The following is a 15,453-nucleotide window of genomic DNA, read 5'->3' on the forward strand; positions in this document are numbered from 1 at the left end:
CTGATTACTTAAATAGCCAGATTACTCTGACTCAATCCAACCTCTTTCCCGATAGATCTCGATATACTGTTGATCCAATCCCACAGAATCTTTGTACTGCTTGCGAAGTTCACCGAGGTTTGCTTTTAGTGTTTTAACGATTTCCTGATAGGAGGGGTCGTCGTAGACATTCTTCATCTCACTGGGATCTTTTCTACGATCGTAGAGCTCCCATTCGTCCACATCGTAGTAGAAGTGCGCAAGTTTGTATTCCTCGGTTACGATTGCATAATGTCGCTTAACCATATGGACAGCCGGGTATTCGTAATAATGATAATAAACCGCATCACGGTCCCAATCTTCCGTTTTGCCAGTGAGCAATGGCATGATGCTTTCCCCTTGCATGTCTCCTGGAGCATCGATGTTGGCTGCTGCCAACAATGTTTGTGCAAAGTCCAGATTTTGAACCATTTCCGTAGATACAGATCCCGGAGCTATTTTGCCAGGCCATCGGACCAGCAATGGCGTTTTGAAAGACTCATCATATATAAATCGCTTGTCAAACCAGCCATGTTCTCCAAGATAGAATCCCTGATCAGAAGTATAAACCACAATGGTATTTTCATCCAGTCCACTTTGCTCCAAATAATCCAGCACACGTCCGACATTATCATCTACGGATGAAATGCAGCCCAGATAATCCTGCATGTATCTTTGGTACTTCCATTTCATTTTCTCCTCGTCGGTCATGTTAGGCCAATTGGCTTTGAACCAGTTATTGATGGAATCCAATACGGGTTTGTAGGCTGCCTTTTGTGCGTCATTGGATCGGTTGAAAGGGCCATAAAAACTGTTTCTGAATTCCGGTACTACAGGACTTACTGTTTCACCCATTTCAGCGATGGTCTCAGGATAGATCTTGCTGTCATGACTGTACATCATGTGGTTGAGGAGGTTCATTTCTGCTGTTTTGGCCGCTGAGCCACGATTATCATAATTGTCGAACAAACTGGCAGGTTCTGGAAATCGCATTTGTGTAAAGGCTTTGAATTTGTCCGGTCTCGGCCACCACGGACGATGTGGCGCTTTGTGCAGGTACATCATCATGAATGGTTTTTTCGGATCACGTTTTTCCTTCAGCCAACCCAGGGTAAGGTCGGTAATGATATCGGTTACATATCCGGTGATAGTGGTGTCGCCTTCATGGGTAATAAATCTTGGATTGATGTAATTGCCTTGCCCAGGTAAGATCATGAAATCATCAACACCCTTTGGATTATTCCCAAAATGAAGCTTGCCAAACATGGCCGTTTCGTATCCGTTTTGCTGGAAGATCTGGGGAAAAGTGACCTGCGTCGTATCGAAAGGCATGCGGTTATCGATCTTGCCATTGATGTGGTTGTGTTTTCCCGTTAGGATGGTTGCCCGGGAAGGGGCACATATGGAATTCGTTACACAGGCATTGGTGAATTTCATACCCTCATTGGCAATACGATCAATGTTAGGCGTTTGAATCAGGTGGTCACTGTAGGCGCTGATGGCTTGATAAGCATGATCATCCGACATGATGAAGATGATGTTGGGAGGAATACACTCTTCGACCTGTTCAGGTGCATTACAACGGAAGCAAAACAGGGCTAAAAGAAGTAAAGAAAGGGCGGATTTAGGGGAGCGCTGGAAAAAATGCATGAATTCTGGGATCATTTGCCAACTAAGATAAGGTGCCTGATTGAAATACGTTTCATCCTCCGAAAAGACCAGCCAAGCTTACAATTTGACGCTTCAACAGAACCATGTACTACCGACCGATATTCTCGCCGTACTTTTGCCCTTCCTCAACCCTACAATGAAGCATTTTCTACTTATTCTACTACTAAGTTGTGCCTGGTTAGCTCATGGACAATCTTCCAATCAGGAAACACATCGCTATAACATTACCAAAATTGAAGGATCCATCAAGGTGGATGGTGTCTTGGAAGAAGAGGAGTGGGGTGCGCTGCCATCAGCCGGAAAGTTCACCTATTCATTCCCTGTCGAAAATGAACTCGTTGAAGATGCACATCAGACGGAGGTGAAAGTGGCTTACAATGATAAGTTCATTTACGTAGCTGCTAAATGTTATGGAAAGTCGGATGAAATTGTAATTCCCACGCTCAAAAGAGACAATGGCCTGATCTGGACGGGGGATATTTTTGGCGTCACGTTTGACGCAGTGAATGAACGTACCAATGGCTTTGGTTTTATTACGAGTCCTGCCGGCGTGCAGCTTGACACGCAATTTGATGCCAATACCGGAACAAGAGGAGGTGGGGGTGGCGGTAACCGCTTCAATACCGCGTGGGATGCGAAATGGATCGTGAATTCCAAACGATATGATGACTACTGGACCACAGAATTTGCCATTCCATTCAAATCCCTGAAATATGGATTGAAGAAAGTTTGGGGCATGAACTTCATCAGGGGAGTTTCCGCAACCAATGCCTGGACCACCTGGGCACCGGTTCCTATTCAGTTGACTTCACTAGATATTGGATTCACCGGTGCATTGGTATGGGATGAGGTACCACCGGTTGCTAAAAGTAACGTTGCCGTAATCCCATATACTTTGGGTTCAGGTATTAAAGATTTTGAGGAAGGTACGCCTGTGGACTACAATCCAGAAGTGGGGGCCGACGCCAAGGTGGCCGTTTCTTCAAATTTGACCTTGGACCTTACCTTCAATCCGGATTTCTCACAAGTAGACGTTGATCAACAGGTGACCAACCTGACCACTTCGCCGATTCGATTTCCGGAGCGAAGACTATTCTTCCTGGAGAATACCGATATCTTTAGCAGCTTCGGTGTACCACCCATGCGGCCGTTCTTTAGTCGTAGGATTGGATTGGATGATGATAACCAACCCATACCGATTCGCTTTGGCGGGAGATTAAGTGGAAATATCAACAAAGACCTGCGAATTGGCTTGATGAGCCTACAGACAGGTAATACCAATGATTTTCTGGGGCAGAATTATACCAGTTTGGCTTTGAGTCAGCGGGTATTCGGAAGAACGCTTGTTCGAGGCTATTTCCACAACCGTCAGGCTTTTGAGGGAAGTGAAATGGTTGATACGGATTACAACCGAACTACAGGAGGAGAGATTGATTATCGTTCGGATAATGGGGCTTTTCGAGCGAACTTGGGGTATGGAGCTACGTTGACGGATACGGTAAGTAGTGAGAATCATTTGTTTCAGGGTATCCTCTCGTACGATAAAAGAAACATCTCGCTTTACACGAATGTGGTGACCATCGGAGATAATTACATTCCCGATATGGGTTTCATGCATTTGAACCAGCAGCGAGATTCGGAGCGGGATACGAGTATCAGGATCGGATACGTGCATTGGTTTGCCCGAGCCGCTTACATTCACTATCCGGAAATCAAAAGCATCGTTAATCAAAGGTTTCAATTCCTGACGGTTTACGACTGGACCCAAAGTGGTGAGATGTTCGTTGGGCGAAAAGAACTTTCCTATGGCTTGAGCTTTGCCAATACCAGTCGCTTTGAAGTCTCCTGGACACATGAAGAGGGTAGACTATTGTATCCATTCAGTTTTACCGATGGAGATTTTCTGCCGGTAGATAAGTACATCTGGACCTATGCCAACATCGAGTTTCGTTCTGATCGAAGAAAGGACTTTTCTTACCAAATTGGAGGTCAGTACGGAGGTTTTTACAATGGCGATCGCATCGAGATTTCAGGTCAGATCAATTACCGGGTACAACCCTGGGGGAATTTCTCCATGCGATTTGTACAAAATGAACTGACTTTTCCCGGACAGTTTGGCTCTGAATCATTGACCTTAATCGGCCCGACGATGGAGATCAATTTCTCTCGTAACCTCTATTGGACCACCTTTTTGCAGTACAACACACAGGCCGACAACTTTAACATTAACAGTCGGGTCCAATGGCAGTTTCAGCCACTATCGAACTTGTTCATTGTCTATACAGACAACTATGCCATCGAACAGTGGGGGCCAAAGAATCGAGGACTGGTCGTCAAGCTGAATTACTGGTTGAATCTTTAGTAATCTGATCACCTGGTCCAATTTCTCAGGTTTCAACCGTTTAAATAGAAAAGTACTTTTATGGCTTACAATGAATTTTTAGCTGATCGCATTCGCCAGACGTTTAAGGATAAAAGAGCAGCGGTTCAGGAAAATAACATGTTTGGAGGACTATGCTTCATGGTCGATGATAAGATGTGTTGCGGGGTTCACTTTGATAAAAAGAAAAATACCGGCCTGATGATGGCGCGAATAGGGGAAGAAGCTACTCCAAAAGCGTTAGAAAGACCCGGTTGTCACCCCATGGATTTTACCGGGAGACCGATGAAAGGGTACGTATTTTTAACACCTGAAGCCATTGATAAGGAGGATGATCTCGCCTATTGGATCCAATTGTGCCTGGATTTTAATCCTTTAGCCAAAGCAAGTAAGAAGCGATCGAACAAATAGCGTAATGCGGTATTTGCTATTTCAGTAATCGACAAAATCGGCATTTTACCTGCTAAAAAAGGCGCTTTATCGAATAATACTTATTAACGGAGTGGTTTTGAGGTTTATTTGAGCCTATAATGATCGACCAAATCATGAATTTTTCACTGAACACCCGCTTGATTATCGTGATGCTGATCTCCGTGATTGGGATTAATTCTTTTGCTCAAACTTGTCCAACTTCTCCCACTTACAATAGCAATACCAATGTTACCATAGGAACAGGAGAAGTCTGTAACGTTGGTGGTTCAGTCACAACTCCATCTAACAGGAGCCCGAATATCAACATCACTGGAGATGGTAGAATGGATATCGACGGTAGTTTGACATTGCAGGGAAATTCTTCCAATATCAACATGAATACAACAGACTCCCTGATCATCAGAGGTGATCTTGTTCTGGAAGGAAACGGAGACATCACTTTGACCAATGGTACGCTTTTCGTTACGGGAAACCTCACCATCAATGGCAATGCAGCCTTTGGTGCGGGCGGTAACGTGGTGATTGGTGGGAATTTTACGGTAACAGGAAATAATGCAGATGTCACCGTAGGAGGAGGCTTCAATGTGAGTGGCAATACAGATCTTGGTTCAGAAACATTGACAGTAGAATCAGGAGCCGTATTTCAATCTACCTCATATACGAGTACCGGAGGAAACATTACGGTTGATTCTGGAGGGACCATTAATGTGGATGGCGGTATTCCTGATGGAGAGAGTGTAAATAATCTGGATACCACAGATACAGATTGTACTAACGGTTGTTGCGGCTCTTTATGTAATACTACTGGGGATGATCTGGGTGAAGGTGCTACTGAAATTCTTCCTATCGATCTGCTCTATTTCGAAGGATCAAGCGAAATCAACAGAGTAATGCTTGAATGGGCTTCCTTGATTGAAAAGAACAATGATTACTACACGGTGGAGCGTTCGCTCGATGGTTTGACTTACGAGGAGGTTTGTACGGTCGAAGGAGCGGGCAATAGCGATGAAGTTCTTCGTTACTCCTGTGAAGACTACAGCCCATATTTTGGAAATATTCTGTATCGCCTGACCCAGACCGATTATGATGGACAATCGGAAACCTTTAAAGACATTTTAGTCGAGCATTTGAGTTCGGATCAACCAATAAGCTTAGTTCCTTCCATGGCCCAGAGATCACAACCTGTTACTTTACGAGGGGGATGGGGTCTGGCCGAATATGTGGACTTAAAGATTTATGACCTGCAAGGTGTAGCTGTTCATGAGGTGCGATACCGTACGGTGGCCGATCGTGTAGAAATTACCACGGATCACCTATCCAAAGGATATTACGTACTCAAAGGAGCCGTCAATCAAATCCCTGTTCAGGAGAGATTCATCGTCCGGGATTAACTTCTATTCCATAAGCACTGGAGCTCAAATTAATGAAGTCAATCTTTATGCTGCCAGCACTTTCCACTACGATTTTTGGTCATGCGCTTACATTGAATTCCGTTTAAAGTCTTGGCTGAGCATCGGATGGAATGCTCCAATGGTTTTTCGGGAACGGCACGAATTGGTTTCTGAATATTTGTGCTGGATTGTACGGTTAGTTCACCCAGAGGCTTACAAACTTTACAAGAACCATATCCTCTTTTTAAGGCACTTTCCCGAGAAATGATATGCTTTGAAAACTTAAGGTGACGGCAATTTTCAAGGTGAAATTTAGTCCCTGTATCGGTGATATAAACGTGCTTGGGATCCGGACTGGATTGACAGGCAAATACCAATAACAAGATCAAAAACCAGTATTGCTGCAGTTTGAGTCGTAAGAAGGGTACCTGATGTTTCGGCTCCGGATCAACCATTGGAGCTAATTTAACTTATAAACCACTATATCGGAGAATCTCTATGTCTGATTAGGGTTTTATTGTTGGAGGTATCTATCTGTGTAGGCGTTCATAATCAAAAAATCTTTAATGACTACTGAAAAATATCTGATCTGGGCTTGACAATGATCATGTATGGCTATCCAAAAAATGAATTCCTTTGAATAATAATGTTGGTAACGCTGACATATTTAATAAACAAAGAAATCGCTGCTCTGTGAGCAGTGCATGTAGTTTGAGTGATTGCACTCAGAACCTAAGGGACTGGAAAGACCAGTCCCTTTTTTTATGATTAGACCCAATCCAGGGAAACGATTCATTAGTTTTAAGAGATCAATCATTGTTATTCCCTCATGGACAACCGTCGAAAGTTTCTTAAATCTTCGCTATTAGGAATGGCCGCTGCTTCAGCCTTGCCATTTGAAACATTTGGTGCAAAGCTGAAAAGTGAAATGCCAAAATGTAATGTTGATGAGGATCAGGAAGCGTATTGGTCGTTGATCAGGTCCTTGTTTGACATGGCACCCAGTTTGCGGTATTTCAATCATGCGTCATTAGGGACCTCTCCACGTACAGTTAGAAGAGCAACATCTGAATTCATGGAGACCCTTGATCAGTTTCCTTCCAAATACATGTGGGGTGGCTGGGAGGATCAAAAGGAAGCTGTCAGAGCAAAAATCGCCACGCTATTTGGTGCCTCTAAGGAGGAAATAGCGCTCAATCACAACACCAGTGAAGGGATGAACCTGATCGCAAAGAGCTTCGATTTTAAATCAGGTGATGAAGTTATCCTGGGAGACCATGAACATGCTAGCGGAACCATTCCCTGGCAATTCTGGCAAGAGACCAAAGGGATCAAGCTGGTACGACCCACCTTGCCATTGCTTCCGGAAAGTAAAGAAGATATTGTTGACGTTTACCGAAAGGCCATCACCTCCAAAACCAAGGTGATTTCGATGTGCCATGTGGTCAATACCAATGGAATGGTTTTACCTGTGAAAGAAGTGTCAGAAATGGCTCGTGAAAAAGGGGTTTTGGTTGCCGTGGATGGCGCACAAGGCGCAGGTATGTTCCAATTCGATTTGCATGACCTGGGCTGTGATTTCTATACCGCCAGTGCACACAAGTGGATGTTTGCACCCAAAGAGGTGGGATTCTTTTATGCCAGGGAGGAAAGCCAACATCATTTGAAGCCATTAATGGTGGCCAGGGGGCACAAGAACCTAACGATCCGTAGATTGGAAACCTATAACACCAGAAACCTACCTGGTGTGCTTGGGCTTGGTGCTGCGCTGGATTTTATCAATGAAATAGGTATCAGTCGAATCAACGATCGGTCTTATGAGTTGAAGGCATATTTCAGAGATCGCTTGAAAGATAATTCGAAATTCAAGCTTAAGTCACCAGCTTCCGATGATGTTTCCTGCGCCATCCAAAGTGTGGAAATCATAGGCAAGTCTGTAGGAGAGGCTAAAAATGAGCTCTTTGAACAATTTGGTATTGATTGTCGTCCCATGTCTGGGTTTGGTTTGAATGCCTTACGTATTTCAATGCCAGTATACATTACCAAAGCAGATATCGATTATTTGGTGGAGGCATTGGAAGCTGTAGCAATTGCTTAGTTACGGTCCGTCATAAAGCATCGAAATACATCAATTAAAAGCACTGCCGAAGTAGAACATGGCGTTCATTTACCTAAATGATCACCTGCTTTAAGTAAAAAGATATATATAATTTTTGAAAATGATATAAGTGTTTTTGGAAAGAGATATATATCTTTTTATTAAAACATCATTGTGTTTTAAGTGAAGCATCGTGTGGAGTTGATCAGAACTTCCTGTAGCAGCAGTCGATATTCAATCATATTTAACCTTCTATTTTCGCCTCAATGACTGTTTTCTAAGATCAGGTTACTTTGATAAGTGAAACAAGATTTTTCAAAACTATTTTTTGTGTGAGGGATAAAACGGCTTGCAAAACGCTGATTATTCGTTATTTTACGGAACCCCTAACCTAAAAAATCGATCCTGACCATGGATATGCGCACCTCGTATTTTGAAGACATTACACTCTTCAAAGATCGTTCTGTAGTCATTTGGTCATTTCTCGCGCTTTCCGCTTTGATCGCATTGCCTTTTCTTTTGGCGGGATACCAAATTTTTGTGGTCAATCTTGTGATGATCAACATCATCATCGTGCTTGGGCTTAATGTATTGATCGGTAATACTGGCCAAATTTCGCTAGGGCATGGAGGCTTTGTGGCCATTGGTGCTTATATGACGGTGATTCTAGATGGCTCCATGCCATTTTTATTGGCACTGATCCTCGCGGCCATCGTTGCTGCAGCGTTTGGTGTTCTGTTAGGCATTCCCTCCTTGAAGTTAGAAGGGCCATATCTGGCGGTTGCCACGCTGGGTTTTGGATTAGCCATTACGGTCATCATTGGCAGGGTTCAGTTTTTTGGAGGCCATATGGGCCTTATCCCTCCGCAATTAGAAATTTTTGGTCTATCGATCAGCTCTAATACGCATTTCTATTTTCTGTGTCTCGTCATTGCCTTGATGCTGGGTGTATTTGCCCGGTTGGTTATTGGTAGCAGGATTGGGCGTGCTTTTTCAGCCATTCGGGACAGTGACATTGCTGCTTCTGGACTAGGCGTGAATGTGGTTCGCTACAAGATCATGAGTTTCGCATTCAGTGCTTTTTATGCGGGTATTGGCGGAGGAATTTGGGCGTATGCTTTAGGGTTCATCAGTCCAGGTGTATTTACACCTACTTTGTCCATCCTGCTTTTATCGATGGTGGTGGTAGGAGGCCTGGGGACCATCACGGGTTCCGTCCTGGGAGCGACGGTCGTGACGTTGCTAAACCTTCAAAGTGAAAAGATCATCGAGCTTCCGGTACTTGGGTCCTTCTTCGAATGGTTCAGCGCCACGTTCATGTCCATCAGCGGCCTGCCAAATATCAATTGGGTGTTCATGGGGCTCACCATCATCCTGATTATCCTGTTTGAGCCTTACGGACTGTTTGGGATCTGGATGCGTATCAAAATTTATTTCAAAACCTGGCCTTTCTGATATGTTTAGTCAATTGATCATCAGCGGGATTGTGGCCGGGAGCGTTTATGCGCTGGTTGCGTTGGCCATGAGCCTGACCTATAAATCATCGGAGATTGCCAATTTCGCGCAGGGAGAAATGGCCATGTTCTCCACTTATATTGCTTTTGTGATCCTCGCGACCTATCAGTTACCATTTTGGTTGGCTTTTATAGGAGCCATGATCTTCGCCTTTTTATTAGGGGCTTTTCTTCACTTTGGAGTGATCCGGAGGGCCAAGGAACCTAATGTATTGAACTTGCTGATTGTAACGCTTGGGTTTCAGATCTTGCTTTATGGATTGGCTGGCTGGAAATGGGGAGCAGAGCAACGCGTATTAAAGTTGCCCATATCCCAATCCGAGACCGTTTCTTTTGCGGGGTTGAACATTTCCGAATTGAACTTGGCGACGATTGGCGTCGCACTGGTCATAATGGTAGGGCTTTACTTGTTTCTGCGCTTTACCAAACTTGGATTAGCCATCAAAGCAACGCAACAAAATACGCTGGCGGCCAAAATCAATGGTATTCCGACAAATCGGATCGTGATGATCACTTTTGGGATCAGTTCCATGATTGGAGCAGTGGCGGGTGTAATGATGGCACCCATTACGACATTGGACCCCAATATGATGGTAGAACCCATGTTGAAAGGATTTGCGGCAGCCGTGCTGGGAGGGTTCAATAGTCTGGGTGGCGTGGTTGTCGGAGCGTTTGCCCTGGGGATCATCGAAAATTTATTTGGCTTTTATATATCGACAGAATTCAAATCAGTAGTTGCCTTTTTGATCATTGTGGTTGTGCTGTATTTCAAGCCCTCAGGTATGTTTGGTAAACATTATACCCGTAAAGTATGAGTGCCATCCTCGAACTAAAAGGTGTGACCAAGCAGTTTGGCGGATTGACTGCCGTGGATGATATTTCACTTGAAGTAAGAACCGGGGAGGTCTTTTCAATCATTGGTCCCAATGGTGCTGGGAAGTCTACGTTGTTCAATTGCATTAACGGGCTCTATCAGGTTTCTGCAGGCTCGATTTGGCTGAAGGGTGAAGACATTACCGGTAAGAAACCCCATCAGGTAGCGAAGCGAGGCTTAAGCCGGACCTTCCAAAACCTGGAACTCTTCAGTAAAATGACCACCATGGAAAACCTCATGCTGGGTCGACACCTGCATATGAAGACGAGCTTTTTCAGTATTCCATCCTTGCTGTGGCCTAAAGGGAAATCTGCAAAAGAAGAAATAGCACACCGTCAGCGGGTAGAAGAGATCATTGATCTACTAGACCTGCAAGCGGTACGGAATAGATACACATCCCAATTACCCTATGGCCGCCAAAAGATTGTAGAATTGGGCAGGGCTTTGGCTACTGAGCCATCCATACTGTTGCTGGACGAACCAGCGGCAGGACTCAACCTGGAAGAGAAAGAAGAATTGGTTTTCTGGATCAATGACATCAGGCGGCAATTTGAGGTGACCATCCTGATCATTGAGCACAACATGCAATTGGTGAAAGCCATTTCCGATCGAATCATGGCATTGAATTTTGGAAAAGCCATCATTGTCGGAGAACCGGATGAGGTGGTCAGTCATCCTGAAGTTGTAAAAGCCTATCTCGGATGAAAGAATCGTTGCTGGACATACAGAATATTGAGACCTATTACGATAGGATACTTGCCCTGAAAGGCGTATCCATGACCATTCGAAAAGATGCGGTAACAGCAGTATTAGGAAACAATGGCGCAGGTAAAACAACCATCCTGAAAACGGTGATGGGACTGCTTGACGATCAGCCAGAAAAAGGAAACATCCAATTCAAGGGGGCCGATATCACAGGTAAAAACACGGTTTCAATAGTCAATATGGGGATTGGATATGTTCCGGAGGGGCGAGAGGTCTTTCAGGAATTGACCGTAAGAGAGAATTTGCTGGTAGGTGGGTACATGGGTAATCGCCAATCGGCTAAAGAAACCCTTGAGAAAGTCCATGCTTATTTTCCGATCCTGTCGGAGCGCCAAAGTCAATTGGCAGGAACCTTATCCGGAGGTGAACAGCAGATGCTGGCAATTGGACGGGCTTTGATGAATCGCCCGCAATTGTTATTTTTAGATGAGCCCTCATTGGGATTATCTCCTTTGTTGGTGGATCAACTCTTTGAGATCATTCAACAGATTGCCAGGGATGGATTGACGGTTTTACTGGTCGAGCAGAATGCTAACAAGGCCCTGGAGATCGCGGATTTTGGCTACATCATAGAGAATGGTCGATTTGTGGCTTCCGGAGAAGTGGAGCAATTGAAAAAGGATGAAGACGTGAAGGAGTTCTACCTGGGCCTTAAGTCAGAGACGTCCATCAAAGGAACCCAGCGCTACAAAAGAAAACGCCGATGGAATTGAGTATATATGTCTGATCACAACCTAAATACCATCCCAGGACTTTTCCTTTCCAGTTCCGAGCAATTTGGAGACCGGGTGGCGTTGCGTCACAAGTCCTTCGGTATTTGGCAAGACATCACCTGGACGGAATACCGAAAGTCGGCCCTGACCATTGGGCATGGACTGGTCAGCATGGGCTTGTCAAAGGGAGATTTCGTAGGCATCATTGGAGAGAACTGCCCAGAATGGTTGTTCATAGATGTGGGCATTCAATTGGTGGTGGCTGTGTCGGTTGGGGTATATACGACCAATTCCACGGAGCAATGCGAATATGTGATCAAGCATGCCGATTGTTCTTATCTGTTTGTGGAAAATGAGGAACAATTGGATAAGTGGCTGGCCTTCAGAGATCGCACACCTTTAGTAGAGAAAGTGATTGTCTGGGATTGGAAGGGACTGGATGACTTTCAGGATGATCAGGTCATTTCCCTGGAACAATTGATGGAACTGGGGAATAAGGCCAACCCTGAAATTATAGAGAAATGCGCTCAATTTCGAAAAGAACTGAAACAGGATGATACTTCTGTACTGATCTATACTTCGGGCACCACCGGTCCACCAAAAGGAGCAATGCTTTCTCATCAAAACCTAACATGGACGGCCAAAGCCCTTTCGGGAATAGATGAAACTACCCAGGTAGGACCGAAGGATGAAGTCATGTCATTTCTGCCTTTGTGCCACATCTTCGAGCGGATGTTCAGCTTACTGAGTCATATCCATGCGGGCTACATAGTCAGTTTTGTGGAAAGCCCCGATACAATTGCTGAGAACCTACGTGAAATTTCACCAACTGTCGGATATGCGGTACCTCGCATCTGGGAGAAGTATCATGCCCGGATCAAAATCGCTATAGATGATGCCACACCAGTGAAAAGATGGCTTGCTAATAAGGCGGTTAAGCACGGAGAACAATACATCAAAAAGAAGATTGAACAGCAATCCATTGGATTGGTGGAAAAAAGCCTTAGGTGGTTTTATGAACATACGGTTTACTGGAAAGTCAGGAAGCATCTGGGCATGGAGCGCATGCGATTTGCCTTTTCTGGAGCCGCACCGATTGCACCGGATATTCTGCTCTTTTTCAATGCCATTGGACTGAATATTCTGGAAGGTTATGGCATGACCGAAACTTGTGGCATTACTTCAGGTACACGCTTGTCCACTTATCGATTCGGAACCGTAGGCTTACCACTTGATGGCATTGACGTGAAACTTAGTGAGGAAGGCGAGATCATGATCCGGTCGGACAGTGTTTTCAAAGGATATTTCAAGAATCAGGAAGCGACAGACAAGACCATTCAGGAAGGCTGGTTGTATACCGGTGACATTGGAGAGATCGATGAAACCGGGCACATCAAAATCACCGATCGGAAGAAAGACATCATCATCACGGCAGGCGGTAAGAACATTGCCCCACAATACATTGAGAACAAACTCAAGTGCAGCTCCTATATCAATGATGCAGTGGTCGTTGGGGAGAAACGGAAATTCGTTTCGGCCCTTATCGTTTTGGATGAAGAGAACATCAACAAGTTTGCACAAGACGAACGGGTGGTTTATCAAACCTACGCTGACCTGGCTACCAACGAAGCCATCAATGCTTTGATTTCGAAGGAGATCGATTTGGTCAACAAAGATCTCTCGAGGGTAGAGTCCGTCAAGAAGTTTGCGATCTTACCGAAGCGCCTTTATCAGGAAGACGGGGATGTAACGCCTACCATGAAAGTGAAAAGAAATGCGATCAATGACAACTATAGTGAATTAATAGAATCTATGTACACCTAACCTAAATCAAGAATGAAAAACTTAACGCAATTATTCAGTATCGTAGTGCTCCTTGCACTCATCGGATGTGGGGGCGGAGGAAGTGGCTCAGAATCAGGCGCTGAAGCGATTAGTGAAATCGGTGTAACTGATAGCACCATCACCATCGGCTCCTGGGGGCCTTTGACAGGGCCTGCCGCGTTGTGGGGAGATGTACCACGTGGGGTGGATGCTTATTTTCATTATATCAATCAACAAGGAGGTATCCATGGAAGGAAGGTGAAGGTGATCTACAAAGACGATGGCTATCAACCGTCTAAAACAGTAGCAGCCGTGCGAGAAATGGTAGAACGAGATGAGGTATTTGCCTTTGTTGGAGGAGTGGGGACAGCACCTTGCATGGCCGTGAGAGATTATATAACTCGCAACAACATACCTTGGGTTTCACCGGCCAGTGGGGCAACGCATTGGGCTTATCCCCCCGTGGACAACATCTTCAGTACGTATTCTTTGTATTTTGATGAGTCTACCACACAGGTAGATTACATTGTCAATACGTTGGGCGTTGATAAGATTGCCATGATCTATCAGAACGATGATTTCGGTAAAAGTGGATTGGCAGGAGTTCAGGTCGCACTCGAAAAGTATAATCTCGAATTATTGGAAGAAATTTCTACAGAGGTAACCGATCAGGACCTGGGTTCTCATGTGGCTCGCTTGCAACAATCTGGTGCTGAAGTGGTCATCATGCAAGTACTGCCACGACAAGGAGCGATCATCACAGGAACAGCAGCAGTATTGGGTTATTCACCACAATTTGTAACCAATTCCACGTTAAGCGATGCGTCTCTGATGTATAAGATTACTGAAGGCCGATGGGCAGGAGTTTTGTTCAGCGGCTTCTTTGATGTCAGCCCTGAAGGGGTGGATATTGCCGGTTATCAAGCTGCCTTGAAATCAAAATACCCGGATGTTGCCTGGACCACTTTTGTAGCCTCAGGTTTCTATTTCTCAGAACCAGTGGTTCAGGCATTGAAGAATGCAGGACCTGACCTAACCCGAGCGAAATTCATTGCGGAAATGGAAAAACTTCAGAATTTCAAAGGCATGGGGATTCCGATCACTTTTGGTGTAGACAAAAGACAAGGTACCAGAGGAGCAGCGATGTATAAAGTCACTGAAGATGGGGGCATCGAACGTGTATCAGATTACCTTGTTACGGATGAGAACCTGGATAAGGCAATACAGAGGCTGTCGGATTTGTAATGCTTTAATATGAAATTTTACTAGCTGTCAACTTTAACCAAATAAAAACACGTCATTCCCGCGAATGCGGGAATCTCAATAATATTTAGCACATCTATTATTGAGATGCCTTGGTCAGGTCCCTTGTCTTCGATGGAATGACGCTTAAATTGAATGCCTTCAATTCAAACTCCTCCTCAAAAAGAAATAACACAAAGGACCAATCAATGGGATGAGGACGACCACCGGAAACCAGATGATCTTGGTTTTCGTGCGGATACTTCTGTTAGCGATATCGATCATGGCGTAGATAGCAATACTCACCACGATCACTCCAAAAATTGCAAATTCCATCTTCTTAGGGGTTTAGTGCCTAAGTTCTGAATCCTTTCTGTTGTATAATATGAGGTTCGTCAGTAGGTAAAGTGACTTTAAACCTTATATGTTTTCTTTAATCATGGAGAGTGAAACCTATAAGGTTTGAACATAAAAAAAGGGTGCCCAGTGGAAGGCACCCTTAGTCTACTCCGGGGAGTAGCTTCGTCTGGC

Annotated in this window: 12 protein-coding genes; 10 read left to right on the forward strand and 2 right to left on the reverse strand. The window is 44.6% G+C overall.

Annotated elements, in window-relative coordinates; genetic code table 11:
- Window positions 1-21: 21 nt before the first annotated feature.
- The gene (locus tag R8G66_07010; GenBank protein ID MDW3192094.1) at window positions 22-1,683 is read right to left on the reverse strand and encodes a sulfatase; all 1,662 of its coding nucleotides are present in this window, start codon (window positions 1,681-1,683) and stop codon (window positions 22-24) included.
- Between the two features lie 142 nt (window positions 1,684-1,825).
- On the opposite strand from R8G66_07010, the gene R8G66_07015 reads away from it, so the two are divergent.
- The 10 genes from R8G66_07015 (at window position 1,826) to R8G66_07060 (ending at window position 14,925) form a co-directional block, all read left to right on the forward strand.
- Entirely contained in the window at window positions 1,826-4,051 is a 2,226-nt protein-coding gene (locus R8G66_07015; GenBank protein MDW3192095.1) for a DUF5916 domain-containing protein, read from the forward strand.
- 60 nt (window positions 4,052-4,111) lie between these two features.
- Window positions 4,112-4,480: a TfoX/Sxy family protein gene (locus R8G66_07020; protein MDW3192096.1), complete on the forward strand. Its 369-nt coding sequence runs from the start codon at window positions 4,112-4,114 to the stop codon at window positions 4,478-4,480.
- Window positions 4,481-4,614: 134 nt separating this feature from the next.
- On the forward strand, window positions 4,615-5,892 hold the full coding sequence (locus R8G66_07025; GenBank protein ID MDW3192097.1) for a hypothetical protein: 1,278 nt from the start codon (window positions 4,615-4,617) through the stop codon (window positions 5,890-5,892).
- An 829-nt stretch (window positions 5,893-6,721) separates the two neighbouring features.
- Window positions 6,722-7,990, forward strand: a complete 1,269-nt coding sequence (locus R8G66_07030; GenBank protein ID MDW3192098.1) for an aminotransferase class V-fold PLP-dependent enzyme — start codon at window positions 6,722-6,724, stop codon at window positions 7,988-7,990.
- Between the two features lie 411 nt (window positions 7,991-8,401).
- Entirely contained in the window at window positions 8,402-9,445 is a 1,044-nt protein-coding gene (locus R8G66_07035; protein MDW3192099.1) for a branched-chain amino acid ABC transporter permease, read from the forward strand.
- Window position 9,446: 1 nt separating this feature from the next.
- On the forward strand, window positions 9,447-10,319 hold the full coding sequence (locus R8G66_07040) for a branched-chain amino acid ABC transporter permease (protein MDW3192100.1): 873 nt from the start codon (window positions 9,447-9,449) through the stop codon (window positions 10,317-10,319).
- The gene (locus R8G66_07045; GenBank protein ID MDW3192101.1) at window positions 10,316-11,083 is read left to right on the forward strand and encodes an ABC transporter ATP-binding protein; all 768 of its coding nucleotides are present in this window, start codon (window positions 10,316-10,318) and stop codon (window positions 11,081-11,083) included. Before R8G66_07040 ends, R8G66_07045 begins: the two co-directional genes overlap by 4 nt.
- Entirely contained in the window at window positions 11,080-11,856 is a 777-nt protein-coding gene (locus R8G66_07050; protein MDW3192102.1) for an ABC transporter ATP-binding protein, read from the forward strand. The genes R8G66_07045 and R8G66_07050 overlap by 4 nt, the downstream gene beginning before the upstream one ends.
- Window positions 11,857-11,862: 6 nt before the next feature.
- Window positions 11,863-13,680 (forward strand): long-chain fatty acid--CoA ligase, encoded by a 1,818-nt coding sequence (locus tag R8G66_07055; protein ID MDW3192103.1) that lies wholly within the window; start codon window positions 11,863-11,865, stop codon window positions 13,678-13,680.
- A 12-nt stretch (window positions 13,681-13,692) separates the two neighbouring features.
- Window positions 13,693-14,925, forward strand: a complete 1,233-nt coding sequence (locus tag R8G66_07060; GenBank protein ID MDW3192104.1) for an ABC transporter substrate-binding protein — start codon at window positions 13,693-13,695, stop codon at window positions 14,923-14,925.
- Between the two features lie 159 nt (window positions 14,926-15,084).
- On the opposite strand, the gene R8G66_07065 is transcribed toward R8G66_07060, so the two are convergent.
- Complete coding sequence (locus R8G66_07065; protein MDW3192105.1) at window positions 15,085-15,258, reverse strand: PLD nuclease N-terminal domain-containing protein; 174 nt, start codon at window positions 15,256-15,258, stop codon at window positions 15,085-15,087.
- Between the last annotated feature and the right edge of the window lie 195 nt (window positions 15,259-15,453).

It is taken from the genome of Cytophagales bacterium (assembly GCA_033344775.1).
Classification (GTDB): domain Bacteria; phylum Bacteroidota; class Bacteroidia; order Cytophagales; family Cyclobacteriaceae; genus JAWPMT01.

Excerpts from the sequence above, each read along its gene's own strand:
- R8G66_07010 (MDW3192094.1), bottom strand. The coding sequence starts at position 1,683 with ATGATCCCAGAATTCATGCATTTTTTCCAGCGCTCCCCTAAATCCGCC.
- R8G66_07015 (MDW3192095.1), top strand. The coding sequence starts at position 1,826 with ATGAAGCATTTTCTACTTATTCTACTACTAAGTTGTGCCTGGTTAGCT.
- R8G66_07020 (MDW3192096.1), top strand. The coding sequence starts at position 4,112 with ATGGCTTACAATGAATTTTTAGCTGATCGCATTCGCCAGACGTTTAAG.
- R8G66_07025 (MDW3192097.1), top strand. The coding sequence starts at position 4,615 with ATGAATTTTTCACTGAACACCCGCTTGATTATCGTGATGCTGATCTCC.
- R8G66_07030 (MDW3192098.1), top strand. The coding sequence starts at position 6,722 with ATGGACAACCGTCGAAAGTTTCTTAAATCTTCGCTATTAGGAATGGCC.
- R8G66_07035 (MDW3192099.1), top strand. The coding sequence starts at position 8,402 with ATGGATATGCGCACCTCGTATTTTGAAGACATTACACTCTTCAAAGAT.
- R8G66_07040 (MDW3192100.1), top strand. The coding sequence starts at position 9,447 with ATGTTTAGTCAATTGATCATCAGCGGGATTGTGGCCGGGAGCGTTTAT.
- R8G66_07045 (MDW3192101.1), top strand. The coding sequence starts at position 10,316 with ATGAGTGCCATCCTCGAACTAAAAGGTGTGACCAAGCAGTTTGGCGGA.
- R8G66_07050 (MDW3192102.1), top strand. The coding sequence starts at position 11,080 with ATGAAAGAATCGTTGCTGGACATACAGAATATTGAGACCTATTACGAT.
- R8G66_07055 (MDW3192103.1), top strand. The coding sequence starts at position 11,863 with ATGTCTGATCACAACCTAAATACCATCCCAGGACTTTTCCTTTCCAGT.
- R8G66_07060 (MDW3192104.1), top strand. The coding sequence starts at position 13,693 with ATGAAAAACTTAACGCAATTATTCAGTATCGTAGTGCTCCTTGCACTC.
- R8G66_07065 (MDW3192105.1), bottom strand. The coding sequence starts at position 15,258 with ATGGAATTTGCAATTTTTGGAGTGATCGTGGTGAGTATTGCTATCTAC.